Raw genomic sequence first — 24,174 nt, 5'->3', positions numbered from 1 at the left:
TCAATACGATCTATGTTCAATTATATCCTCCGCATGTTTACGATGCGCCAATCCTTCACGTTTTGTTCGTCCATATGTTGAGTGACGCGTTCGATCATTCTAAATCGTTCGCGCTGACAAAAGTTGTAGGCTTCTTCCGGTAATGGCAGTTCGACCTCAATCGTGACTTTCACTTTTTTTCTTCGTTTGTTGAATCGATTCAGCAAATGATGTTCCAGCTTCGTGATGAACGCGTCGTCACCAATACCCTCTTCTGACTTCAGTACGCCGGTTATCTCAGGACTGATTCCATCAAGGTGGTGTTTGATTTCAAACGGTGTCGCATCTAAGTACTCGCAGAGGTGATCAAAGCGCAGTAACTCTGTACCGTGATATTGCTGGATCCATTCTTGAAGTCGCATGAGGAGAACCCCTTTTTAGTTCAAGTGTACCTCGTAGGGTTTTAACAAACAGTGACGAAGTCGTGTACAGCGTATGTAAGGTGCCGCACATGAGACTTGTTCGATTTCGTAATTCTGTCCTTCCTTAAAAACGGACTTTGTTCTGAGCCTCCATCTCTGCCAGCTTTGCCTTTTTCACATCAGGATCAGTGGTGAACCGATAGCTGCTTCCCTCATGGATCCAGGTCTCATCAAGGATAATGCCATTCATAATGTGGCGATACGGCATGGCGGTACATAACGTGTATCCCTTCAGATAGTGTGCAGCTTCCTGAATGGAGACACACTCCTTTACTTCTACCCCGTCTTTAAAAATCAGGACCGGTTTATACGTCTTGTTTATTGCGATTGGTTTTCGTAAATCCATTTCTCTCACTCCTCCTATCATCACACCTTACCTATTTATGTATGTGGTCAACCGCAGGAATTAGAAGCTATTTAACAAATAGCGGATTATAATAAAGGTGTGTTGGATAATTTTACAATAATTTTAAAGTGGAGTGATAGAAGATGAATAAATTGATCAAGATTGGGAGTGCCGTTCTATTTAGTGGAGCGCTATTGGTGTCACCATACGGGGAAGCATCAGCCGCTACGAGCATTAAAGTCCATTACATCGATGTCGGACAGGGAGACGCCATCTACATCAAGATGCCGAGCGGTGAGGACGTCATCATCGACGGGGGTAACAAAGGAAAGGGCGATGCCATCGTCGCCTACCTCAAAAAGCAAAAAGTTGACGATATCGAGGTATTGATCTCGACGCATCCGGATGCGGATCATATTGGTGGATTAGACGAAATCCTAGATGCCTATCGTGTCGAGAACGTCTACGCGCCGAAAGTGAAGCACACGACCCAGGCTTACAAAGATTTTCTGCAAGCCGTCAAACGGGAAGGGAAGACCATCAAAACGGCACAGGCCGGCGTGAAGCTACCGATCAAAGGCGTCAGTGCGAAGTTTGTGGGTCCGGTCAAATCCTACTCGAACAGTGACTTGAACAACTGGAGTGCAGTCCTTCATGTAACGTACAAGAAGAACACGTTCTTGTTCACGGGAGACGCGGAACACGTTTCTGAGAAGGACATGATGGCGAAGAAGCAGACGCTCCGTGCAGATGTCTTAAAGGTGGGACATCACGGTGCCAAGACGTCGACAAGCAGTACGTTCCTGAACACGGTCAAACCGAAGCATGCTATCATCAGTGTCGGGAAGAACAGCTACGGCCATCCGACTTCCGAAGTGGTGACGAACTTGAAGCGTCAAAAAACGAACACGCTTCGCACAGATAAGAATGGCACGATCATCATTACAGGGAACGGTTCAAGTTATGCCGTAAAGAAATCAAGATGAAGCGACGGAGAGGTATCATCGATCGATTTGAAGGGGACTTGGCTGTCGTCGAATTCGGAGAAGTGATGGAGGATATTCCAAAGTCACGACTTCCAGACACGGTTCAACCTGGTGACGTGCTTTGGTTTTATGAAGATGGGAAAGTTGAAGTGGACGCCAAGGAATGCAAACGATTATCGAGTGATATCGATGAGTTGATGGATGAGCTTTGGGAAGATTAAAAACGAGTATCAATTATTCATGATTGTATTTTTAAAACTTACAAATCAGTATTTTTTAATAAAGACAAATCGGCAAATAATTTTTATCTAAATATAAAGCTCGATTGACATTGAATAAAAACTGATATAAAGTCAACAGCATAATATTCACTAGGAGGATTGTTAAGAATGATGCACGCCGGGAGATTACGCCACCACACTTTGAACAATGGCTAATTGAATATGTTCAAAGGCTCTGTTTTCATAAAACAGAGTAAATGGGAGTAGTCTGCACATTTTTATCAATCTTTGACGAAGAAACCACACACTTACAAACATAGCAGATTTACAACTCTTTTTGTCGTGTCCTTTTATTTTTGATAATGGACGCTTCTTGGTTGTAGCTCATTTACTCTTGATCACAGACACCATTTTGTCTGTGATTTTTTTATGACTTCATTTAGTTAAGTCTAATTAGAAAAGATTGAAATGAAAAAGTATTAAAAATGCATACATTTCACTTGCTTATCGCACAACATAAAAATTGGAGGAACAAATCATGAACGAATTTAAACGGCTTGCAAAAAATAAAGGATTAGATGTGTTAGAGAATAGCATTGTGGTAAATGAATCGGGTGTTGATTTTCAAGTTGCTTATGCAAAAGATACGCTTGGTAGCAAGTGGATACTAAGAATTCCTCGAAGATTAGATTCGATGAGGAGCGCCTTGAAAGAAAAGGGGGCACTAGAAATTATGGAAGAACATGTGAGTTTTCAAGTTCCAAATTGGTCAATTTTTGATGATGAACTAATTGCGTATAAGCAATTAGATGGTGTTCCGGTTGCAACAATTGATGTAGAGCAACAAGATTACATCTGGAGTTTTGACAAAGAGAATACACCACAATCTTACTATCAGTCATTAGGTAAAGTGTTGGCAGAACTACACACATTACCACATCGACACTTCAAAGAAATCGGTATCAAAACTCTATATGCTAGAGATTTAAACAGTTCAATGAAGATACGGATGGAGAAGGTGAGACAGAAGTATCATGTGAATTCAGAGCTATGGGAGCGTTGGCAAGAATGGTTGGCGAATGATTCGCTATGGCCATCGCATGTAGGTGTAAGCCACGGGGATTTACACCCTGGCCACATATTAATAAATAAGAATTTTGAGGTCTCTGGTTTGATAGATTGGACAGAAATTAGTATTGCGGACACATCTGTGGATTTTCTATCACATCTATTACTGTTTGGTAAGGATGGTTTGACAAAGTTACTCGATGCTTACGACAATGCAGGCGGAAGAACATGGCCAAGAATGGATGAGCATATAATTGAGTTGTTAACAACCAGCGCAATAACTGTAGCTGAATTCGCAGAGATATCTGACCTACAAGATATGCGTGAAACAGCTGCTCATATGCTTACACAAAATGTATGAGGTAAAAGCAATGGCAGCGCTCTGAAATTGAAAAGGGTATGATTTTTTAAATCATCATACCCACGAATGTCACCAGAGTCTTTCGATGTTAAACAATGAAATTCTTGAAAGGGACTTTTGTTCTTCATCTAACAACACGTCATGCCAGTGATTTTCAAGCGATTTCAGGACCGGTCTCTCCAAACGATTGGTTTTTTCAAGATGGTGTAAAGGATGTACGGCACTTTCCGGGACGAAGTGACCACTGACCAATGGTTGATTCGGTAATGCGATTGTATAAGCCACAAGCTGATCTTCACTGAAGTCATGATTATTGGCGATGCCGAACTGCTGAAACCCGAGACCCCTACCATGAATATACATGAGCGGCTCATCGACGCGATCCATCTTCAGGTTCGTCTCGAGGGCCGCTTTTGCGTTCAGATAGGGCTCCACCTCCTCGGGGAACACACTTTGTACGGCATGCACCCGTTCATAAAGACTGAGGTCAGCGTCTTTCCATCCCATTCGCCGCTCCAGCTGTTCAAGGTAATCAAGAGGGCTCTGTTCTTTCTCCTGTTGTAAGGTGTGTACTTTTTCTAAGTGTGACTCGATATGGTCAAGAAAGGTCGCGGACGTCTGATGGACTTCCTGCAACAATTGTTCCTTGTCTAAAAGTTCCTTGTCTTTCGTCCAACCGGCCAGATAGGAGAGCGAGAAGTCGTCCGTCGGGAACCCGAGTTGATGCGAGACGACATAGGCGACCATCTCGGCTTGGAACTCCTTCTCGGGTGCCGTGAGCGGTTGGTCTCGTTCAAAATTCCGCTCCTGGTTGTGCAGCTCCGCATGGGCGAGCTCGTGGATCAGGACGCTGATGTCCTCGATCGACGTGTTTCGTGGGTTCAAGGCGATTGCATGTAGCTCCGGATAGTAACAGCCCTTCGCCGTCCCGATCTCGTCGAGGGGTTCCTCCAATAGTGTCACATTCCGGGCATCCGCGAGCGTCGTCAAGGCGTCACGGATGTCTTGTTCGTTCTCGAGCCCGCCGTCCCGGTGATACCGTTTGAAGATGTCCGAGACCTCGATTCCTTTTTCACGCGCATCGGTCTGCGTGTACTCGAACACGTGACCAATCTTGAAGTACATCATCTTGCGTGACGGGATGCGTCCTTGTTTCACACCGTCCTTGATCGGCTTCGGTGCCTTACTGAGCGGTACCCATTCGTCCTTATGCAGGGCGTACGTCACTGGACTTGGGACGAACACCTTGATGCCACGTTCGCCTTTTTGCACCTGTGCGCCTTGCTTCTCCCAGAACGGATAAGAGCCGACCGCGACCGCACCAGGAAATTGGGACTCGATCAAGACCGCGTTCCGCATCGAGTATTGATGGAACTTACCGAGGAACTGTAGATGTTCTCGAATCTTTTCTGGGCTCTCGAAGTAGCTGTCGATCTGTTTTTCCATCTGTTCCGTCAAAGCCTCGAGCTCGGCTTTCCGTTCTTCGTTCGTCTTCATCTTGGCCATCGTGTCAGACTCCTTCCTTCAACAAGTCGGTGACAGAGTCTTCAGTATCCGTAAACTCGTTCAGTTCACGTTCGAGTTGTGGCGACATTTCCGGGATGTCGAGTAACAGCCGTGTCCGTTCGAAATTGACGGGAAGCAAGACGATCTCGTCTTGCGCGATGGCGGTTAAAAGCTGATGCTCAGACATTGATATCAGAATGTCGTACCGTTTTCCATAGATGAGGACCGTGACGGTTTTCGGTTGAAGCGTCAACAGTTGTCCCATCGTGAAGGGACGTTCAAGTGGTCGCATAAGATTCATCCTCTCTCGAAAGTTAGTGTGTCCTTCTTCTGTTTTTGATGCTCGATGCGTTCCTGGACGATACGTTCTGCCGTCGCGAGGAACGTCGGCTTGAACTGGTCCGTCGTCATAATGTCCTCGATTCCCTCGGTCTGCATGAGCGCCTGCAGGAGCTCAGTCAGGATCTGTCCGTGACGGTCAGAACGGTTCGCGGCGAGCCGAATCCGCTCGAGTTCCGTTGAAACCTGTTCATTCATCATTTCCTCGATATGACGGGAGACCTGCGTGCTGATCGAGCGGGTAAGGAACTGCATGTCCCACTTCTCGTCGGCCAGTTTTCTACGTTCTTCTGCGATATGGTCGATGACCTGACCGAGGTGGCCGAAGCGTTTGTCGTCGGCGAACTCTTCTAAATACGCGACCGTCTCCGGTTTCAATCGAAGACGGATCTGTCTCAACTCTTCCATCGTCCTCCCTCACTTTCCATATTCGATGTCCCGCTCCAGCTGTTCGAAAGCGCGTTGGTTATTCAAATGTTCGAACTCGTCGTTCATGTGCCGCTCAATCCGGTAGAGTGATTCGTTGAATATCTTTTGTTGTTTGAACGCACGTCGGACCGGATGCTTGGGGGTCTTATTTTTCTCGAATATCACCTGTTCTTTTGACAAGTCGCACATCTCGGAGAGGATGGCATTCCCCATCCGCGTGTAGAGGTCCTGTCGCTTCGTCGTCCGGTACCGCTCGGCCTTCTCCGTGTCGCCGTAGCTACGACGATGGAACGACACCTCTTGCTCGAGCCGCTCGTTGAAGGCCTGGAACTCTGATTTGAAGTGAATGTCGATGTAGCGGTCGGTCAAGCGGTCGAGCGATTCACGGAGTGGCTGCATCCCGTTCATGTTGTAGCGCCATTGACGTTTGTCCTCCGGCAACCGTTCATAGATGTCCTTGAATTGACGGACGAGTTCGGGATGCAGGACACGGTTCGAGAGCATTTGAATCTTCCGGTTTCGTTTATGGGTGACCAGTTCGTCTCTTATGAACGCATTCAGTTTCTCCTGTTCTTTCGTCCGGTCGGCGAGGGAATGGATGACCTTCGACTTCATCAGCTCGATCGATTTTGGTTTGCGTTTGCCGCGCTCGCGCATATGGCTCGTCTCGACGATGGCGACATGGACGTGGATGTTGTCGGTGTTGTAATGCACGGCGCCGGTCCAGTAGGCATGGACCATCTTTTCTTTTTGGAGCATCGCCTCGACCGCGTTCCGTGTCGCCTGGATCAACCGTTTCTCGTCGACGAGGTCATCGTGGAGCACACCGGTCTCCCGTAGCCAGGCGTTATCGAACGAGATGACGTCCTGCCAGAGGATGCTCCCGTCCGCTTGTGCGTGTTTGAAGATGTCACGGACGGTGCGACGCTTTTCTTGGTCCAACCGGTCGTCCTCGCGTGTGAAGAGACCGCTCGATTTCGTCTCGTCTTCCATATAGTCGTGATACGTCTCGAACTGATCGGGGCTGTCTTTCGCATCCGGTCGATTGATGTAATCGAGGTATGTCGTGTAGCGACGTGACTTCTTTTTTGTGCTCGGCACCTTGAACTTCGACTTGATGACGACGCCCGGTGTCTCACGCATCCTGCATCACCTCGTTCAACAAACGGGTCACCTCGGCGAGCTCGTCTGCGCTCCGTTTCAGGTGGAGCGTGTTCGCCTCGAGCTGTCGTTCGAGCCGCTCGACCTGCGTCGATTGGATGCCGTTCGCACACCAGGAGGCGAGCAGTTCTTTCAAGTATTGTTGCCGGGAGCGGTTGTGTTCCTTCGCCCATTCATCGATTTGCTTCACGATGACGGGGTCGATGTCGCGGAGTAACAGATCCATCTGCCTGACCACCTTTCTAGAGGCTGTATATTGCCGAGGTCCTAAAAGTTCGTTCAAAGAGCATAAGGGGAAACTGCTATCACTTGTCGTGATAGACCAGGCAGAGCCTGGGGTTTCCGTGATATCACCAAAAGTCCGAAAATGGCACGAAATGTGCCAGTAAAATCAGCGATTTGGCACGAAATGTGCCACTTAAATCGACAGTTCCCGGAGCCGAACGCGCAACTTGTCGTGCTTTTCTTCGAGCGCTACGACCGACTGTTCGAGCTTCTCGAGTTCCAGGTTGAGTTCATCACGTTTCCGGCCAAGATCGAAAATTTCGTTCTCTTGTTCGACCTGTTCGTCGAGCGAGAGGTAGGGGAGTTCGTCTTCAAGCTCCTCTTTGTCACGGTCGAGTCGCTCGATCTGTTGCCGCTGCGCCTCGACTGATTGTTGCGCTTTTTCTAATTGTTGCTCTGTCTCCGCGAGCTCGTCTTCGACAAATAGTCTCGTGAAAGTTGTCTCGTCAGATGAGGTGTGGTTCGCCTGTTCGATGGTCCGGCGGTCGGCATAGAGGGACGCCAAAAGACTGTTCTCCCGTTCCTCAGATGTGAATGTGTCGATTGATTGTGACTCGCCCACCACATAGATTCGGACGGCGAGTTGGTCGAAGTCGTTCGGCACGTCCTTCAATTCGAGCACGTACTGATTGTTCCGGTCATACAGCGATGTGACTTCCTTCTCGGAATCCGGACGTGCCTTATAGACGTAGCGGAAGACATGATTGTTTGTGTTATCCGGTGCGTCATCGAGCGAGAGTCGGATGCGTATTGTCTTGGCCTCCGTATCGTAACTGGACGCGTGGAGCGTCATGGTCTCCCCGTTCGAGAGACGGATTGCCTCGTTGATCGGCGTCTCATTGACCGGTGCCTCCTCGGCGAAGAAGAACGACGAGGTACCGAAAAAGAGGAAGCCGATGACAAAGAATACGCCGAGTACGAGGTAGAACCGGGAGACGTTTTGGGTGAGACGCCGTCGTGTTTGTCGTCGCATCTAGATTCCTCCTTCAGGTGTCAGGTCTTCCATTTCGGTGACAACCAAACGTCCTTCGATGGACTCGAACGTCAGGGCCAACAGTTCTTGCGTCGTCTCTTCATAACCCGTCTCGGTGATCAACAGGTGCTGTTCGAACCGTACGAGGCAATCTTCTCCGGAGACAGAAGGGAACACCTCAATGTCGCGGACGGTCGTCTCGAACGTGCCGACGTCGCTCCCATCAGCGGCGAAGAGTGTGGCCGCGAGTTCCTCCGACATGACGTCCTTCGACTGTCGTTTCTGGGTCGTGTAACTGTCCTTCGTGATGGTGAAGGCGTACTCGACGAAGCGCGTCGCGCGTGTCACCAGCTCTTCCATTCGTTCCGTCTCCGTCGAAGCGACGACTGGTACAGTGTCTGACGGCGTATCTTCGGAGGTTTCCGATTCAGAGTGAGTGACGCTCTCATTTTTCGTCTCGCTCGTGTCTGAAGTACTCGTGACAGCCGTCACTTGTTGATAGAAAAAGACGTTCGCTGCGATCGAAATCAGGAGCAGTACCCCGAACAGATACGCAAGGTGACGTGCGGTGAAGTTCATTCTTCCTCCTCCTTTTCATACATGCATGACTTACAATCCGAAGACCGGGGCGGGGTCGATATGACCGAACCATTCACCCGTCTTGATCTCGAAATGCAGATGGTTCCCGCTTGAACGGCCGGTCGTGCCACAGTACCCGAGCGCTTGTCCGGCGTCAATCTGTTGCCCGGTCTGGACGCCGAGACGACTCAGGTGCGCGTACGCCGTGATGTAGTCGTCGTGTCGGACCTGGACGAGATTACCGTACGGTCCGCGGTTCCCGCTATAGATGACGGTGCCGCTTTTGACCGCGTGGATCGTGTCGGACGGGGTGCAACTGAAGTCGATACCGGTGTGGTTGTCCCGTTGTCCGAAGACGACGCGCCACCCGAAACGCGATGTCACGTTGAGCGTGATGGCGAGCGGGGAACGTAATCCCGACAACAGTTCTTTCGTGATAATCCCATCGGCGACGGCGACCGGCGCGAGGTATTTCAACACCGCGTCGACGTATTCGATGTCCCCGTAACAGGCGCCGTGCTGGACCGCACTCGGGCGATGACAACGATAGATACCGGTGTGTTTCACGCGCTGGTACATCATCTGCGAGAATGAGATGGCGAGCTCTTTCGAGTAGCGCCCGCCGTTCTCCTGGACATAATCGATAAAGCCGCCGCCGAAGTTGTAGCTCTGTAACGTGAGCTGCACGTCGCGGTTCGCCCGTTCGAAGACGGATGCGAAATATTCGACGCCGTAGACGATACTCTCCTCGGGGGAGGTGATGCACCCGATCCGTCCACACTGCGATTCGCTCGCCTGCATCGGGTCGTTCCCGCGTCCGCCGCTTTCCTGCATCATGAGCGCGAGTACGAGGTTCGTCTGTTCGGCTAGTCCGTGCTTCGTCAGTTCACTTTCTACCAAGCCCCGATATTGGAGCACCTGGTCGCTTACCTGGAGACCACCGGCCGTGTCGAATGTGACGTCGGTCGGTTGTTCGTTCTGGACACCCGTGAGCTTGTCGAGGATTCCGACGACGAGGATGACCAGGAACAAGACGAGTGCCGCGATGCCGAGCAGGATGAGTCGCCATTTGAGCGTCGCAAGCTGCCACTTCGCCATGAGGGCGAAGTGGGCAATCCGTTTCGCGGCCGCCCACATTAGGCACCTCCGCCGAACAGGGCGAGCTCCTCGGGTGCGACATCGACGTCAAAGATGAGGTTCTGTACGCCGGATATGCTAAGGACGACGCGTCCCGTCTCGAGCGAGGGGATGATGCGCATCTCGGAATTCGAGAGTTGGCCATCAAACACCGTCTGGATGATTGGGATGCTCTCCGCGTCCTGTTCGCCGATGATCTTGTATTGCGTCAATTGGAAGAGCGACTTGACGTTCTCGGCGTTCTCGGACTTCGATCCGGCCGGCACGAAGTCGGTGATCAAGTGCGACACGAAGAAGATACCGCCGAAATACTTGCGCGCCTCGCGCATGCAGCGTTGCAGATACAGGATGGCCGGTTGCGCGATGTCGCGCGTGTTGATCAAGTGGTGCGCCTCGTCGATGACGATGAGGTATTTGCATGCCTCCTCGGTCCGGAGCACGCCCTGGTTATAGGCCTTCAGTTGACTCGAGCCGTTGGCGATCATCCCGTCCCACAGCATGTTCATCAAGGAGAACACCTGCGCCTGGAACACCTCGTCGCGTAGGCTCGTCAGGTTCCGGAGCGGGAACGAGACGATGAGCTCCTCGTCGAACCGGTCAATCGAGGAATGGCCGTCGAAGATGTTGTCATAGTTGTGGACGAGGTTCGTGACGGCGAGCTCGATATTCTCGAGACGCCGCATCCGGTTCGGACTGATCGCTTCTTTGATCGAGGTGCGTGTGTCGTCCGTGTAGAGCTCACGACGCACGAGGTTCAAGAAGTCGGAGAACGTCGGGTACCGGTTCGCCGGATGCGTCGTGATCGGCAGTTCACCCTGTTCATCCCAGAGCCCGTGCCGAACGTACAAGTCCCGGAGCAGGATCTCGAACTCGTTCGTCTCTTCTTGCGTCGCCGCCGGGTTGATGTAGTGATAGAACACGGCCATCTTCGACAGGTGCTGCATGAACGAGAGTGCCTCGTTGGCGCTGCCGTCGTTGTTCGTCACGGTCTTGTAGACATGGAGCGGATTGATGAGACCGGCCGACCCGTCAAGCGCGATCTCTTTCCCGCCGAGCTGATGCACGAGGTCCGAGAATTCGCCCGTGACGTCGAGGATGCGGATCTTGTTGCCCTTGATTGCCTGGTCGAGCACGGTCTTCTTGAGGAGTGTCGACTTGCCGGACCCCATCTTGCCGATCATGAGCGCGTTATAGAACTTGCGCTGTTTGTCCTTATGGAACAGGTCAAAGATGACGCTGCCGTTCGTGTCGGTCGTCCCGTAATACGTGCCGGTCGCGTCCTGGAGCGACGTGAAGTGGAACGGGTAGCCGCCGGCGATAGAGAGGGAAGGAATCTCTTTCCCGCGGCGCCGGTTCGGGAGCTTTTGTTGTTGATCATAGCTCGTGAATAGGCTCTGCCATTCCCATTCCTGTTCGTTCAGGAAAATTGTCGAACGGAAGTTTCGGGCTTCGAGCTCTTCCATCACTTCCTGCACCTTCACCTCGAGCGTGTCGAGCGTCTTCGCCTTTACATAGAGGCGTAGGTGCAGATATTTCATCGTCTCGCCCTGGGTGATCTGTTCGTAGAGCTCGTTCAGCTCCTTATACGTCTCCCGGGCGTCGATGCGGTCGATGTTGTCCTTCGCGTTCTCGAAGCGTGTATTTTGTTCGGCCATCGACTTGTTGATGGTCTGGATGATCTCACGCTTGTCGGCCGTCCCGATGTCGAGCGTCGTCAAAACGCCCGGCATGTTCAAAATCGGTTCGAGCCAGTAGTCATAGACAAGCGACTGATATTTATAGACATGGAGACACGACAGGTAGCCGTCACCGAGCCGGACGAAGTTGGCGTCGAACTTAATGCCGCCCTGCGGCTGGATCTTGGCGATGACATCGGGATTGTAGCCTTTCTCGATCTTGACGGTCTCTGGGTCCTGTTGTTTGGATAACTTGTCACGCAGGCGTTGCCACATATACGTCACTCCTTTCTTCAGGCGTCGAGTTGTGGTTTCGTGTTCGGGTTGTTCAGTTGATAGAGCACATGCACCTTCTGGTCGAGCGTCAGCTCGCGCATCGGGTTAGAGCGGCGGAGCAGTTTATAGAGATGCGTCTTCCGCTCGCGTAGCGTCCGCTCGTCGTCGGCATAAAAAAAGAGGAGATAATCGCGATTGGTGCGATGCTCCTCGAGGTATTCGAGCTCCTGCTTCTTTTTGAGTAAAAAGGGCAGGTAGGCCGGTGTCTGATTTTGTCGAATCTGTCGTTCGATGCTGATTTTCTGCCGCTCGAGACTGAGCGGTGTGTTCAGTGGCACGACCTTGAGCGGGTGCGTGTACGCCTGCAGAAGATAGGCGAGCGAGAACACGTCATGGTCCTTTTCCTCCTCGTTCAACGAATAGATGTCTTTCGAGGTGAGCTGGACCATGTCGAGATAGGTCCCATCGCGCATCTCGAACGACTCGAACCCGGTGATGTCGACGACCGGCATCAGTTCGGCGACCGTCGATTTGACGACGACCTTGTCTTTGACCTTCCGTTTCTCGACCATGTCCTGTTCGTCGAGCCAGGTGCCTGTGCGTCTCGGTTCTTGTAGCGTGTCTTCGATGAAAGTCATCTCAATCACGTCCTTTCGTCTGCGCATCGAGCGCGAGATAGGTGTCTTTGCGTTTGATGAGCGCGTAGTAGAGTGCATGGACCATCCGCTTCTGCGGATTCGTCGCCGGCCGGAGTACCATGAACAGCCCGAAGACGATGAGGAAGACCGTGAACGGGATGTGGAGCACGGACGGGATGAACGGGAGCGTCACGAGCCGGAGCACGATGAGCCCGACGAGGAACAGGAAATCATGCAGATAGAGCATCTTGTTGATCTTCAGCTCGGTCGTGACCTCATTCGGGATCCGGTATTTGCGCATGGGTCTTCACTCCTTCTTTTTAGTGTGGTCAGGTCGCGGTGGCGAGGTCGGATAAATCCGTCGCGACTCTTCATGATTCTGGCTATGACGGTGCGTCTGATTCTCACGCACCTGTTCGATGACCTCGGTCTCTATGTCGAGCACGGTGTCCTGATGGATGGTCCGTTGGGCTCGTCCTTGGCGTTTCTCTGTTGCCGAATCATTCGAACCCGTCGTAGAGTACGAAGACGGGGATGAGTCGCTTGAATGTGGTGCATCATGAGGTGTTGGTGTCGTCGATTCGTTTTGACGATGGTCTGGTCCGGATGTGGTATCGGTGGACCCAGTGACCGCTTCGACAGTCGACGAAGTAGGGCTTGGAGACTGATTAGAACTTGAATGATCGTGAATCGATTCCGGTCTTTGCGTCTCCGATGGCGTTGGTTGATGGTCGGTTCCACGTTGAGCGTTTGATTCAGGGTTCGTCGCATGAATCGATTCAGGAGACGGGCGGCCTGACGCTTCGTTCACGTGTGGAGAACTGTGTACATCAAGCTCAGATTCTTGACCGTTGTTTGGTTGCGCATCGTTCTTCGGAATTGTCGGTCTCTCTTTGTCGGTCTGCGTGCGACTGGCGGTTTGATTGGCCTGATTGAACTCATTCGCATCAATCTGTCGCTCGTTGTCCATCCGCTGTGAAGCTTGGCCCGCTGCACTAAGCGGTGAACCGTTCTGAGGCACAGCGTTTGAATCCATCCGTGTCGTCGCGGCCTCATAGAGCGATGGCATTTTCGGTGCACCTTGTGCGGCACGCGCGACCTTCGAGACGGCGTGTGCACCGGCCGAGGTCACGCCTTTCCCGGCGGCATAGGCACCGAGCGCGACACCCCAGCCCCGTTTGAGACCTGCATCGATCCCGAACAGCCGCTCGACCATGTTCGGCCCATCAATCAATGCGACCGAGAATGCGATAAGGGCGATTAGGTAGGCGAACCCGTCCAACGTCTCCGCCAGATAGGCAGTCCCGATCGTGTACAACTTGATGGAGACGAAGATCAGGATGATCACGAGGAACGTGTTCAGAATACTTTGGATGACCTTCTTCGTCTTTTGACCACTGTGCAGATCGGCCGGTGCGACGAGGATCGCCAAGACATAGTTAAAGGCGAGCTCGAACGACAGGCGCGCCAGTTTGTAGGCGATCGAGAACAGCGTGAAGCCCATGATCCCGAGCGTCACGAAGATGGTCAACCAGTTCGGCTGATAGCGGTAGTAATACTGGTTGTTCCACTCGACGCCACTTTGATCTAGTTTGCCGAGACTTGTCTCTCTTCCATTCCATAGAATATAAGACTCAGCCAACTTGTTTCCGGTTGCCGATAAGTCGTAGTTGTTCTTGTCGAAAATCTCGTTGATCCGGATGTTATCAATTAACTCAGTCGGAATGGCATTTAATGATTCGCCTGTAGCAGCATTAAAGTTCTTCGAATCGTGCTCAATCAAATCATGTACATTTCGTTTTAAGATACTCTCAGATAATGAGGCTTCTCCGTCGTAAAGCGAATCTGTTCCGATTTCTGCGATTGCTTCATCAGAGAACTCCTGAATTCGGCTCATAGTTGGTGAAAGTAAACCTAAGATCAATAGTGTGATGAACAGGTTGATCAAAAAACTCTCACGCTCAAATTTCTTTTGGAAAATCAACAAGTATCCAGTAAACAAGAAGCTTCCTGCTAAAAGAACATACAAAAAAGGTTGAATCGTAAGAACGAATTCAACCACTTGTTCATTATTGAAGAATGTATTGGTTAATAGGATTTGATCCGTGATTGATTCAAGGCCGTCAATCAAGACTGACAGTCCTCTGACCAGAATCCATCCCATTGAGCGCAGTGCGTCATTGACCATACTACTTATTTGGAGTACATCTTCGTATTCCTGTAATTTGGTGATTAAATCGGAATCAGCCATTGAAAGACCCCCAATCTACTGAGTCCTAGTAAAGAAGTCCGCTAACTGTTGTTCGTAATTGTCCGCTGTTAACATTCCAACATTGATTTCATCTGTGACGTTTCCACCTTGAATAGAGTATAGAACGGCACCTTTTAGTTCGTCAGTGTATTCAAAGTTACCACGATCGACAAGTGTCTCACCATCTGGCTGAAACGTATTATAGAGCGTGACTTGTTGGCTTTCTTCGTTCGCTACCTCTTTTACGAATTCAACGAACTCTTCGAATTCACCATCTTCTTCTTTTACAATCAGCAAATAATCATCCATTTCGGCTGTCATGACCTTCTCAACGTGTTCAATATCACGTTGAACCAAAGCCTCATTGGCATTTGAGCAAGCTCCAAGTAAAAACAAGCTGATTCCTAAAGTACCCGCAAGTAGTTTCCTCATAACGTTTACCCCTCCGTCAGACGATTTTCCCCTTCAGTAGATCCGCGACTTTTAAATTGACGCGGAAGTCGAACTTATCTATTAGTGTAACAGTTTTCGGGGTGTCTGAGGTGTCGTCCTGATAGACGGTCAGAAAGCCGTCAGTCGTCTGAATATTGAGCACGTCGCCCCGCTCGAGGCGGACGCGCTGCGTCTCGATGATCCTCGCGACGACACGCAATTCGTTCTGGATTCGCTTCTCTCTCGCATTCTCGGCCATGGGTTCGGCCTCCTCTCTACGGTGTGCCTTGCTTCAGTTTCTCGAGTCGTTTCGCGATCATCGTGCTCAAAAAGCTTTTCTGACTGTCGGTGACGTCGTAAATTCCTAGGTTCAGGTTCGTCTCGAACTCGGGGAGGGACATTCCACCGATGTCATGTCCTTCGAACATCGAACGTAGGATACTGTCCTGAAGCACGTCACGTACCGTCAAGGAATTGTCTTCCTGATTCGATGACGCGTTGGTATCCGTCTCGTCTTCTTTCTTCGCGAAACGGACGCGGATCTGTTCGAAGTCGAGACCGGCGTGACGGCAGGGGATGTCGATGTCATGCAGAGAACGGTCCGTGTCGAAGTCGTCCGCCAGGTATTCGTAGCGGTACTTCATCGCCGTCCTGCCGGTCAGGAAGATCGGATACGACTGGATACGCCGTTTCTTCGTGTCCTGACGCTTGATGACACGGATGATGAGCATCTCACCTTCTTTTAACCCCATGACCTCGGTCGCTGTCATGAGCCGTCGGCCGTCCACGTTCTCCGTCTTCGATTTTTTGAGCGAGAACGTCTGACCGGACCTCGATTTCGTGACGATGGTCGCCTCACCGAGCTTCTTCGAGATCAGTTCGGCGGTCGACTCGTCCGCGGTCAACAGATAGTGCGTGTTCCCACAGTTGCCGTCGATCGTCTTCCAATCCTCGCCATATAGGTTCTCGAGCTGAGAGTAGGCCTGGATGACGAGATTGAAGCGCATGTTGCGCCCGAGACAGACGGTGATGATGTTGGCCATACCCTCGATTGGCGGCATGTTCCCGAACTCATCAAGTAAGAAGACGACTTGGCGCTCACATTTACCTTGTTTCGTCTGCGAGGCGACCCGGGCGAGTGCCGTATACACCTGCTTGATATAGAGCGACGCGATGACGTTGAACGTCGGGTCATAGTCCGGGACGATGAGGAATACCGCCACGGGACGCATTTGGTACATCACTTCACGGATCTGTATCATCCCATCGATTGCGTAACGGAAACGTCCACTCTCCTCATCATGCGCTTCCAGCTGGATCGTCGCAGTGCTTGAGTCAGTCGAGATTTGAACGGCGTCTCCGGTTCTAAGTGACGACGCGTGGTACACGATGAAGCTGCCATCGTCGTCTGTCGTGAGCGCATGGGTCGTCCCATCAGGGAACATGAACGTGAGACGTGTCAATGGCTCGCTCCGCCCGCTGATCCAGCGGTTGAATCCGATGCGTCGCATGTCGAGCGAGTTCATCGACGTCAGCTTCCCGGTCCCGTTCAACGTGAAGATACCGAGTTTTGCGTTCGTATTGGCCAGGATACTTGCCCGTGTCTGCCCACCCGAGAAATGGAGCGTCGCGAACTGGAGGCGGGCCGGGTGGTTCTCCGGGAACTGCTGAAAGAACTCGTCGAGTGCGGAGATCTCCTGCCCTTGTCGCGTCACGACCGTCCGTGACCCTAAGTCCGAGAGCATGAGAGCTACGTTGTACATGTTGATCTTCTCCGGCGTGTCCTTCGCCTCCTCACAGAGCCCGAGGATGAGCGCCGTACACAGGTCGATCGACGAGTTGGCCCAGAACGGGTCCCGTGCCTTCGGGTCATGGTACAACATGAACGCGACCGAGCGCGCATACTGTTGGGCGAGCGAGTAGTTCTCCTCGAGAAATGCGTCGATCGTCAGTTGCAACAGGTTGTACGACATCGATTGGAGCGGGTTCATCAGGTTCAACACCTCGACCTGATAGCCGCGTTGTTCGAGCGTCTCCTTCGAGGCGGCGAAGAGCTCGCCTTTCGGGTCGTTGATGATCAGGCTCGCTTGGTCATTTGCCCGGCTGTACAAATCAATCGTCGAGAAGACGAACGTCTCGCCCTTCCCGGATCGGGTTGTGCCGATGATCAGGTTGTTGACGGGCGAATCATCAATGAACAGCTCGTTCTTGACCCGTCCGACGGGGACACCGCCTAATCCGTCATACCGTTTCTTCCGATCCGGAACGCGGCGGTACTGTTGCTTCAATTCATCGAATGAGGTGAAGCGGGCGCTCCCTTTTTGATCTTGCCGCAGATCCCGGAAGTTCAGCCATACCTTGCCGAACACGACCAATCCGATAAACAGACTGAACGTGATCAGTCCAATCAAGACGGTCGAAGAGGGAAGTCTCACCTCCAAGAACAAGGAGGGTGAGAGCGTCGGAATCGTCGCTCCGGCCAACAGCCCGTCTTGTACAATCGGGGTCATGATTTGTCGAATGATGTTGTAGACCCCATTCAGCAGATAAAAAATCCCGGACGGCACCACCAACAGGCAGAACAGGGCGGGGAAAATCAGACGTATCGGGAATCGTGGTGATAGAGACGGAGTTCTCAATTATTTCACCTACCTTAATCTGAATAAAGAATCGTTTCTAGATTGCCTTCTTCAGCAGCGATAGCGGCTTGAATCTTCTCACGGGCCGAGGTGTCCTTGCTAGAAGTTTCCTTCAGTTTCTTGTTCAGTCCGTCAATCATGGCCGTAATGTCTTGATAGTTGTCGACTTTTTCTTGTACGACAGGGTCGTTCGTCTTGGACGCCCATTCATTCGCGGACGCGATGTCGCCAAGGGAAAGATAGGTAGTCACTTTCGCGGAGACGCGGGGAGCAGTCCACTCCACGTCTTTCGTATTGGCCACGGTCTCATGGTCTCGTTCCAGTGTGGCGATATCGAACGCACCCTCATCGGTCGGATGTGACGCTTGGAACTCGTGGAGCCGTTCCAATTTCTCCTGATTGGATAGATCGAGTCCCGCCAGCTTCGTCTCAATCAGGATCGGGTCATCCGTGAGCGTGAGCGCTTTCTGGTCTGCGCCTTCTGCCAGATAGAGATCGACCAGTAGAACATCCTCTTCCTCGGACCGATTTTTCCGTTCCAGTAAAGCGATGAGCGAGGATTCCTCACCTTGGAGCGCCTCTTCGTAAGCATCCAGCCATGTTTGTTCGACACCGGTCACCTGTTCGGCGTGCGCCTCTTTATCGATGAACCATTGCGCTGCAGTGAAGAGTGACGTGAATAGAATCCCGGCCGTGGCTGCCCCGTAGATGAGGCGGCGCTGTAGCCGGGTCAGGCGCGACTGATAGGTCGACGACACGATTGGGTTCGATTTGGCGGACGGGCGCTTATAGTCTTCCGGTGTCTGGGACTCGATCTCGTCGAGGAGCCACATCTTCTTCGCATTGTCCTCCTTCTTTGTCCGGATCCGTTGAACGCGATCTTTCACCTGGTGATACAGGTTCGGATACGTTCCTTCGGTCCCGAACATGAACGTCCCGCGATAGAGCAGTTCATCTTTCTGGTCGAAGAGCCGGAAGTCACCGGAACAGCTCGTCCCTTCCTCGCTACGTGCCTGATGCAGGTCATGGGTCGCGATGACCGCCTCGACGAAAGTGAGCCGTTCATAGTTCTGGATTCGTGTGTCCGGCACGTCGGTGAATCGTACAAACAGCATCTCGTTCCTCCTCTCGTTTCAAGCAACAAAAAAAGCCTTCCGATTGGAACGCTACGTGTATGTGCATTAGAATTTGATGTTCTGGTCTACCATCTCAGCGAGCGTGAACGCGCCCATGACGATGATCAGACCGACGGCGCCCCCTACGAGCCAACCGACGGCCTTCGAGCGACCCCGATCTCCACCGAAGATGAAGTAGAAGCCCCCGATCGCGAAAGCGATGGCCGCGGCGATAACGGCGAGCCCCTGGAAGAACTGAAGCAAGCTGAGCCCTGTCTCATTGAGTCCCATGTCGTTCCCTCCTTAGTCCTGATGCGCAGGCGACTTGAAGCTGAGCTTCGCCTCGAGCGCCTCCATGATGAGTTCCTGGTTGTCCTGGATGACCTGTTGATGTTGTTCATCGAGCCATTCCTCGTAGTCCTTTCCACGGATGCGTAAGAGTTTCTCGGCGAAGCTACGGTTCTGTTTCTGTTCTTTTGATGCCACAGTACACACTTCCTTCCCTTGATCTCGTGATGTGCAGCAGCACATCATTAAGGACAGTCGGATTCGGTGCGGTGGGTTTCTAGCCGTTCCCCCACGAACTCCGCTCCTCGTGGAATCTAAGGAGCTGTACAGGGTTTTTCGATGACCCGAAACGATGCAGTGACCTTGTGGCGAGTTTTAGGCGACTCTCGCCGAACCATCTGTGCGTAGATCCCGCCCACCCGGTCACTGGTGAGGGACACGCCGGTATGTGATTGGAGTAGACCATCCTTAAGGATGTGCTGCTGCGTCGATGTCGGTTACTGTCGGACTCTTTTCCGTTTCTTGACGTGGATGAGCTCGTCATCCGGTTTTTTGCGCTTGGCGAGTACGTGGGCGTCACAGACGACCGTGCGGATCCGGTAGTAGAGTTGCGTCAGCTGGACCGCTTCACCGCTTCCTTTCTCGATACCTATGAAGCCGTGCAGTTCATATGTCTTCCCGTCGAACGTGCGGACCGAGTCGGCCTGTGGCAGTTCCTTCAGGTCGAACCGACGTCGCTCGAGCTTGGTGACGGAACGTTTTGCCCCGTATCCGAAGTCGATGGCGTCCCAGGGCACCGTTGCGAGCGTATGTCCGAACGCACGAGCCAGATGATCGATGTCCGCAATCGACGGCACCGACCGATTCTGTTCGTACTGACTGATGGCGGGTTGCGAAATCTCCCCGAGCGTCTTCTCTGATAGTTCGACCTGTGACCAGCCCGAGAGCCGGCGGTTCTCCTTCAACCACTCCCCGAATCGATACATAAGCCTTCCCCTTTCTGTAAACCAGATCGGCGACCAAACAGATATTTCCTTTTGTTGGTTCCAATATAACAGGATTCGGCTTAAAAAACATCAGTTTTCTGATATGTCAGAAATTTTACAGTTGACGATTCTTGTCGAATCCGCTCTATATAAGGGATGATGGCCAACAGTAACTCAATATTTTTGGTTTTGTAGCACAACTGTAAAAAAATAACGTTTTGATTATAGAAAATAATAACAAGTATTTTGATTTCAAGAGATTGTGGTAGGGTAGAGGAATAGAAGGTTTTTTCAAGAATAACGAATAGAGAGTACTACGATCGTGGGGTGAATAAGTGGAATTGAACGAGGCAATCATCGAGCGGATGAAAGAGCTCGCAGCGGAACGAAATATGACAATCCATCAAGTAATTCAAAAGGGTGGATTGAATCAAGCTACGATTTCAGAGCTGATGAGCGGTAGAACGAAACATCCGAAAGTAAGTACGATTCAGAAATATTGTAATGGCTTAAATATCTCCTTAAATGTTTTTTTTAACAGTAGAAAATTTGATTAATTTAGGAAAAATGATCTCAGAAATTGATATTGAATACATGATATGAATTTGTTTAATTTTGATATAAAAAAGGCCTTGAAGACTAGACTGACCTAGCGAAATGAGACACTAATAAAAACACCTTGATTAGGCTGCCATCCCACCGTATTTTATCGGTGTGAGGTAGCCTAATTTTTCTTGGATACGTTCTTCGTTGTAGTAGGTCAAGTAATGGTTCACCCGTTCATGCACTTCCTGGTCGCTTAACGAGTTGAACTTGACGTACTGGAAGCCCTCAGACTTCAAGTTCGAATGGAATGATTCGATCACCGCATTATCCCAACAGTTGCCTCTTCGAGACATGCTGCTCGTCAGATGGCTCCTCTTAACGAAATCTTGAAAGGCATATGAGGTATAGACACTTCCTTGGTCCGAATGGATGATGACCCCTTCGGGGTTGTTCCGGCTTTCCAACGCCTTCTTTAACGTATCGATGACAAGGGGCGTCTGTTGATGCTCGTACAACTTATAGGCAACGATCTCATTGTTGAATAGGTCGATGATGGTCGAAAGATATTTCGTCGTGCTCCCGTATTGGATATAGGTGATGTCCGTCACCCACTTCTTATTCGGTTCACTGGCCGTGAAGTCTCGTTTGAGAAGGTCAGGTGCGATGATGATGCTCTCACCCTGAGACCTCCATTTTCGTTTGGGTTTGATCCGACACTGGAGATGGTGCTTTTTCATGATTCTCTGTACGGTGTTCCGGTTTGCTGTTAACTCATAGTTTTGCTCTAACAGGGCCTTTATCTTTCGATGTCCATATCGATATTTCGTATTCTTACATACTTCGACGATTGCTTGCTCTAGCACCGAAGGGTGCTTCACCGGTTCTCTGACCCAACGGTAATAGGTTGCCCGTGGCACGTCTAGGACACGTAGGATCGTCGTGATCGTATATTTCCTCTTCAGGAGTTCTACAGTCTTTAGGATTACTTCTTTCTCAACTCTCTTTCGATCTCCATGAATTTTTTTAAGATTTCGTTCTCCGTCTGAGTATTGCGGAGACAGAGAGCCACTAGTGCGGACTTGTGAGCCACGGAATGCGGACAACTGAGCCACCAAATGCGGAGACTGAGCCAGTCGGTATGAAGGAAAAGGCCATCGACGACTCAATGGCCAAAACCTTAGCCTATCCCTAGCCCATGGCGTTCCCTCATTGAGGTTTCGCCGTCGACCAGGATTTTATAGGAGTCGTGTACGATCCTGTCCAGAATCGCGTCCGCGATTTGGGCCTGTCCTAGCTTCGAATGCCACCCCTCGGGTGCGAATTGGGAACAGAAGATGGTCGAGGAACGCTTCAGCCGTGCCTCAACGATTTCCAACAGATGCATCACGTGCTCCTGTGGGAGCTCGGTGAGGAGCCATTCGTCAAGGATCAGGAGGTCGATCGTCCGATACTTGTGGATTAGCTTCCTGAAGCTGCCGTCCGCCTCGTATTTCGCCACCGCGAGCTCGTCCAATAGTTCAGGCAGCCGGATATACTTTACCTTGTGGAATTGGCGACAGGCCTGGACGGCCAAAGCGTTCGCCAACCATGTTTTTCCGTTGCCCGATGCCCCCATCAGGATGACGTTATGATGATTCTTGATGTAGTTGCCCGAGGCGAGCTCTAGGATCAGTTTTTTGTCCAACCTCCGGTCCGGGTGGTATTCAATATGTTCGATTGACGCGGACGGGTCGGACAAAGTCGCCTGCTTGATGAGCCGATCGAGCTTGTTCGACCGGCGTCTTGAGTATTCCTGGTCGACCAACAGGTTGAAACGATCATCAAAATCCAACTCGGCGTACTCTTTCATCTCATGCTGTAGTTCATACTGTTCTGCCATCCCCGTCATTTTCATCTCGGTCAACTTTCTTAACGTCTCCTGGTTGATCATGTTCTATCGCCTCCGAAATATTTTGCTCCACGCGTGAATCCGTGGTCTTCTTTTGATCGACTCGGTCGTTCGTTGACGACCGAAGCTCGTGCCGCCTTTTTCTTTTGCCGGTCCAAGATGCCTTTATAGACGCTGATGGTAGGCTGCGACGCGACCTCGAGTATGCTCTTGGCGGCCGCCTCCATCTGATCGTTCGAATGTTTCTTGTTCAGGTTCCGAATGACCGCCAGAAAGCCAAGCGCCTTTTTCTCAACGTTGTTCTCAAAAATATACGTCACGAACTTCTCCATGTTGGTACCTACGGTACGTGCCCATGCCCGGTTGTTCTCCGGGTTATGGTCGAGATAGAGGCGATGGTTGTCGGGCATATGGTCGGTGTTCGTCGCGTACTGTCCGATTGCGCCCTTCAGGCGCGTGTGGGAGGCGATTCTGACGTCCTTGAAATAGACCTCGATCAAGTTGGCCGTCAGGCGCACATCGACGTCTTCACGGGTATAATCATAAGGGACGGAATAAAACATGCGTTCAACTTGGATGTGGTAGTTCAGTTGTACTTTCGCGGTTCGCCATTCCGTCATCTTGAAGCGTGTTTTCGGTAAGGGGCGCAAGGTCGCGCTCTCCTCTTCCGTGAACACGCTTTTTCTTGAACCGCTTCTTTTTTGGAACTCCTGGGTGTTCATCTCCTCGAGCCTCGAATGGATTTCCTTGTTCAGATCCTCGATGTGGAAGCACTGGTAATTCCGTAACGCCGCGATGATCTGACGTGAAAGGAAGCCGACCGCACCTTCGACGCTCGGCTTGTCTTTCGGTTTGCGGATGCGGCTAGGCACGACGACCGTCCGATAATGGTCCGCCAGCTCACGGTAAGCCTCATTCACCTGTGTGTCGCCTCGGCGATGCTTCGTGATTCCGGTCTTGAGGTTGTCCGGGACCAGCGTCTCGGTGGCGCCGCCGAAGTATTCAAAGGCGTGTACGTGCGCAGTCAGCCACGATCGCGACTTCATGTCGAGGAAGGCCTCGGCGTAGAAATATTGGCTGTACGGAAGCGCGGCGACAAAGACATAGGCCTCAATCTCCTCGCCGGCGGCACTGTCCATGATTTTCAGTGTCGCTCCGGCCCAGTCGACCTCTAAGACTTCGCCCGGCTTACGACGGATGGGCATGGTCAGCTTGTACTTCTTTGCGTATGATCCATATTTCTCTGTGAAGGAACGATAGGCATACGGGATTCTAGCTGCGTCTCTCGCCGTGCTGCAGTATTCGTGGTGAAGCAGCTTCAATGTCACGTTCTTCTTCTGTAGCTCCTTGTGGATCATCTCGAAATCGACAGGGTGGTAACCCTTTTCCATCGGTTCACGCTCAGGGAACAAGAACTCATACAGCCATTTTTTTGTCATCCTGTCTTCCAAGCTGTCGATGCCACGCTCTGTGGCCCGTTGAATCACATCGCTCACCGTGTTCCTCGAATGTCCGGTGCTCGCACTGATCGTGCGTTGACTGATCCCATCAAAATGAAGTTCCAGTATCTTGCGACCATCAATCAAA

28 protein-coding genes are annotated in these 24,174 nt (G+C 51.4%); 4 read left to right on the top strand and 24 right to left on the bottom strand.

Annotated features, from left to right (window positions below):
• Window positions 1-20: 20 nt before the first annotated feature.
• Window positions 21-401 (bottom strand): hypothetical protein, encoded by a 381-nt coding sequence (locus ACZ2GZ_RS15710; RefSeq protein ID WP_029596478.1) that lies wholly within the window; start codon window positions 399-401, stop codon window positions 21-23.
• 124 nt (window positions 402-525) lie between these two features.
• Entirely contained in the window at window positions 526-807 is a 282-nt protein-coding gene (locus tag ACZ2GZ_RS15705) for a hypothetical protein (protein WP_029596479.1), read from the bottom strand.
• A 143-nt stretch (window positions 808-950) separates the two neighbouring features.
• Between ACZ2GZ_RS15705 and ACZ2GZ_RS15700 the strand changes: the two genes are divergently transcribed.
• From ACZ2GZ_RS15700 to mphN, 3 genes are all read left to right on the top strand, one after another.
• Window positions 951-1,793, top strand: a complete 843-nt coding sequence (locus ACZ2GZ_RS15700) for a ComEC/Rec2 family competence protein (RefSeq protein ID WP_131472583.1) — start codon at window positions 951-953, stop codon at window positions 1,791-1,793.
• Window positions 1,790-2,014 (top strand): DUF3006 domain-containing protein, encoded by a 225-nt coding sequence (locus tag ACZ2GZ_RS15695; RefSeq protein ID WP_470295644.1) that lies wholly within the window; start codon window positions 1,790-1,792, stop codon window positions 2,012-2,014. Before ACZ2GZ_RS15700 ends, ACZ2GZ_RS15695 begins: the two co-directional genes overlap by 4 nt.
• 538 nt (window positions 2,015-2,552) lie before the next feature.
• Window positions 2,553-3,443, top strand: coding sequence for a macrolide 2'-phosphotransferase MphN (gene mphN, locus ACZ2GZ_RS15690; RefSeq protein WP_131472585.1), 891 nt, complete (start codon window positions 2,553-2,555; stop codon window positions 3,441-3,443).
• A 69-nt stretch (window positions 3,444-3,512) separates the two neighbouring features.
• Here mphN and ACZ2GZ_RS15685 read toward each other — a convergent pair whose 3' ends face one another.
• The 19 genes from ACZ2GZ_RS15685 to ACZ2GZ_RS15595 form a co-directional block, all read right to left on the bottom strand.
• A complete protein-coding gene (locus tag ACZ2GZ_RS15685; protein ID WP_138858530.1) occupies window positions 3,513-4,949 on the bottom strand; it encodes an ImmA/IrrE family metallo-endopeptidase in 1,437 nt (478 codons plus the stop codon).
• Between the two features lie 4 nt (window positions 4,950-4,953).
• Window positions 4,954-5,241, bottom strand: coding sequence for a hypothetical protein (locus ACZ2GZ_RS15680; protein ID WP_138858529.1), 288 nt, complete (start codon window positions 5,239-5,241; stop codon window positions 4,954-4,956).
• Window positions 5,242-5,246: 5 nt separating this feature from the next.
• The gene (locus ACZ2GZ_RS15675) at window positions 5,247-5,696 is read right to left on the bottom strand and encodes a hypothetical protein (protein ID WP_138858528.1); all 450 of its coding nucleotides are present in this window, start codon (window positions 5,694-5,696) and stop codon (window positions 5,247-5,249) included.
• 9 nt (window positions 5,697-5,705) lie between these two features.
• On the bottom strand, window positions 5,706-6,860 hold the full coding sequence (mobP2, locus tag ACZ2GZ_RS15670; protein ID WP_138858527.1) for a MobP2 family relaxase: 1,155 nt from the start codon (window positions 6,858-6,860) through the stop codon (window positions 5,706-5,708).
• On the bottom strand, window positions 6,853-7,104 hold the full coding sequence (locus tag ACZ2GZ_RS15665) for a hypothetical protein (RefSeq protein WP_029596487.1): 252 nt from the start codon (window positions 7,102-7,104) through the stop codon (window positions 6,853-6,855). Before ACZ2GZ_RS15665 ends, mobP2 begins: the two co-directional genes overlap by 8 nt.
• A 192-nt stretch (window positions 7,105-7,296) precedes the next feature.
• Window positions 7,297-8,136: a hypothetical protein gene (locus tag ACZ2GZ_RS15660; protein ID WP_470295643.1), complete on the bottom strand. Its 840-nt coding sequence runs from the start codon at window positions 8,134-8,136 to the stop codon at window positions 7,297-7,299.
• Window positions 8,137-8,715 (bottom strand): hypothetical protein, encoded by a 579-nt coding sequence (locus tag ACZ2GZ_RS15655; RefSeq protein ID WP_470295642.1) that lies wholly within the window; start codon window positions 8,713-8,715, stop codon window positions 8,137-8,139.
• 30 nt (window positions 8,716-8,745) lie between these two features.
• A complete protein-coding gene (locus tag ACZ2GZ_RS15650; RefSeq protein ID WP_470295641.1) occupies window positions 8,746-9,852 on the bottom strand; it encodes a lysozyme family protein in 1,107 nt (368 codons plus the stop codon).
• Window positions 9,852-11,804, bottom strand: coding sequence for a VirB4 family type IV secretion system protein (locus ACZ2GZ_RS15645; protein ID WP_470295640.1), 1,953 nt, complete (start codon window positions 11,802-11,804; stop codon window positions 9,852-9,854). The genes ACZ2GZ_RS15650 and ACZ2GZ_RS15645 overlap by 1 nt, the downstream gene beginning before the upstream one ends.
• A 17-nt stretch (window positions 11,805-11,821) precedes the next feature.
• Window positions 11,822-12,442 carry a hypothetical protein gene (locus ACZ2GZ_RS15640; protein WP_470295639.1) on the bottom strand — a complete coding sequence of 207 codons (621 nt, stop codon included), beginning with the start codon at window positions 12,440-12,442 and terminating at the stop codon, window positions 11,822-11,824.
• Between the two features lies 1 nt (window position 12,443).
• Window positions 12,444-12,743 (bottom strand): DUF5592 family protein, encoded by a 300-nt coding sequence (locus tag ACZ2GZ_RS15635; RefSeq protein ID WP_233005489.1) that lies wholly within the window; start codon window positions 12,741-12,743, stop codon window positions 12,444-12,446.
• A 6-nt stretch (window positions 12,744-12,749) separates the two neighbouring features.
• Window positions 12,750-14,693 (bottom strand): pLS20_p028 family conjugation system transmembrane protein, encoded by a 1,944-nt coding sequence (locus ACZ2GZ_RS15630; RefSeq protein ID WP_470295638.1) that lies wholly within the window; start codon window positions 14,691-14,693, stop codon window positions 12,750-12,752.
• Window positions 14,694-14,708: 15 nt separating this feature from the next.
• The gene (locus ACZ2GZ_RS15625; protein WP_470295637.1) at window positions 14,709-15,125 is read right to left on the bottom strand and encodes a hypothetical protein; all 417 of its coding nucleotides are present in this window, start codon (window positions 15,123-15,125) and stop codon (window positions 14,709-14,711) included.
• A 16-nt stretch (window positions 15,126-15,141) separates the two neighbouring features.
• Window positions 15,142-15,384 (bottom strand): hypothetical protein, encoded by a 243-nt coding sequence (locus ACZ2GZ_RS15620; RefSeq protein WP_470295636.1) that lies wholly within the window; start codon window positions 15,382-15,384, stop codon window positions 15,142-15,144.
• A gap of 16 nt (window positions 15,385-15,400) precedes the next feature.
• Window positions 15,401-17,764 (bottom strand): VirD4-like conjugal transfer protein, CD1115 family, encoded by a 2,364-nt coding sequence (locus ACZ2GZ_RS15615; protein WP_470295635.1) that lies wholly within the window; start codon window positions 17,762-17,764, stop codon window positions 15,401-15,403.
• A gap of 14 nt (window positions 17,765-17,778) precedes the next feature.
• The gene (locus ACZ2GZ_RS15610; protein ID WP_470295634.1) at window positions 17,779-18,879 is read right to left on the bottom strand and encodes a hypothetical protein; all 1,101 of its coding nucleotides are present in this window, start codon (window positions 18,877-18,879) and stop codon (window positions 17,779-17,781) included.
• Between the two features lie 66 nt (window positions 18,880-18,945).
• Window positions 18,946-19,170, bottom strand: coding sequence for a hypothetical protein (locus tag ACZ2GZ_RS15605; RefSeq protein WP_012390467.1), 225 nt, complete (start codon window positions 19,168-19,170; stop codon window positions 18,946-18,948).
• 12 nt (window positions 19,171-19,182) lie between these two features.
• Window positions 19,183-19,365: a hypothetical protein gene (locus tag ACZ2GZ_RS15600; protein WP_051627825.1), complete on the bottom strand. Its 183-nt coding sequence runs from the start codon at window positions 19,363-19,365 to the stop codon at window positions 19,183-19,185.
• A 299-nt stretch (window positions 19,366-19,664) separates the two neighbouring features.
• The gene (locus tag ACZ2GZ_RS15595) at window positions 19,665-20,153 is read right to left on the bottom strand and encodes a helix-turn-helix domain-containing protein (RefSeq protein ID WP_470295633.1); all 489 of its coding nucleotides are present in this window, start codon (window positions 20,151-20,153) and stop codon (window positions 19,665-19,667) included.
• Window positions 20,154-20,518: 365 nt separating this feature from the next.
• Here ACZ2GZ_RS15595 and ACZ2GZ_RS15590 point away from each other — a divergent pair, with 365 nt between their 5' ends.
• Window positions 20,519-20,710, top strand: a complete 192-nt coding sequence (locus ACZ2GZ_RS15590) for a helix-turn-helix domain-containing protein (protein ID WP_470295648.1) — start codon at window positions 20,519-20,521, stop codon at window positions 20,708-20,710.
• 126 nt (window positions 20,711-20,836) lie between these two features.
• Here the strand turns inward: ACZ2GZ_RS15590 and ACZ2GZ_RS15585 are convergent, their stop codons facing one another.
• The 3 genes from ACZ2GZ_RS15585 to istA form a co-directional block, all read right to left on the bottom strand.
• Window positions 20,837-21,811, bottom strand: a complete 975-nt coding sequence (locus tag ACZ2GZ_RS15585; protein ID WP_470295647.1) for an IS3 family transposase — start codon at window positions 21,809-21,811, stop codon at window positions 20,837-20,839.
• Between the two features lie 65 nt (window positions 21,812-21,876).
• Window positions 21,877-22,629, bottom strand: coding sequence for an IS21-like element helper ATPase IstB (gene istB, locus ACZ2GZ_RS15580; RefSeq protein WP_470295632.1), 753 nt, complete (start codon window positions 22,627-22,629; stop codon window positions 21,877-21,879).
• On the bottom strand, window positions 22,626-24,173 hold the full coding sequence (gene istA / locus ACZ2GZ_RS15575; RefSeq protein ID WP_470295631.1) for an IS21 family transposase: 1,548 nt from the start codon (window positions 24,171-24,173) through the stop codon (window positions 22,626-22,628). Before istA ends, istB begins: the two co-directional genes overlap by 4 nt.
• Between the last annotated feature and the right edge of the window lies 1 nt (window position 24,174).

The organism is Exiguobacterium sp. KKT215, assembly GCF_055635335.1.
The sequence above is the reverse complement of the archived record's forward strand: the minus strand, read 5'-3'. Positions and strand labels throughout refer to the sequence as shown.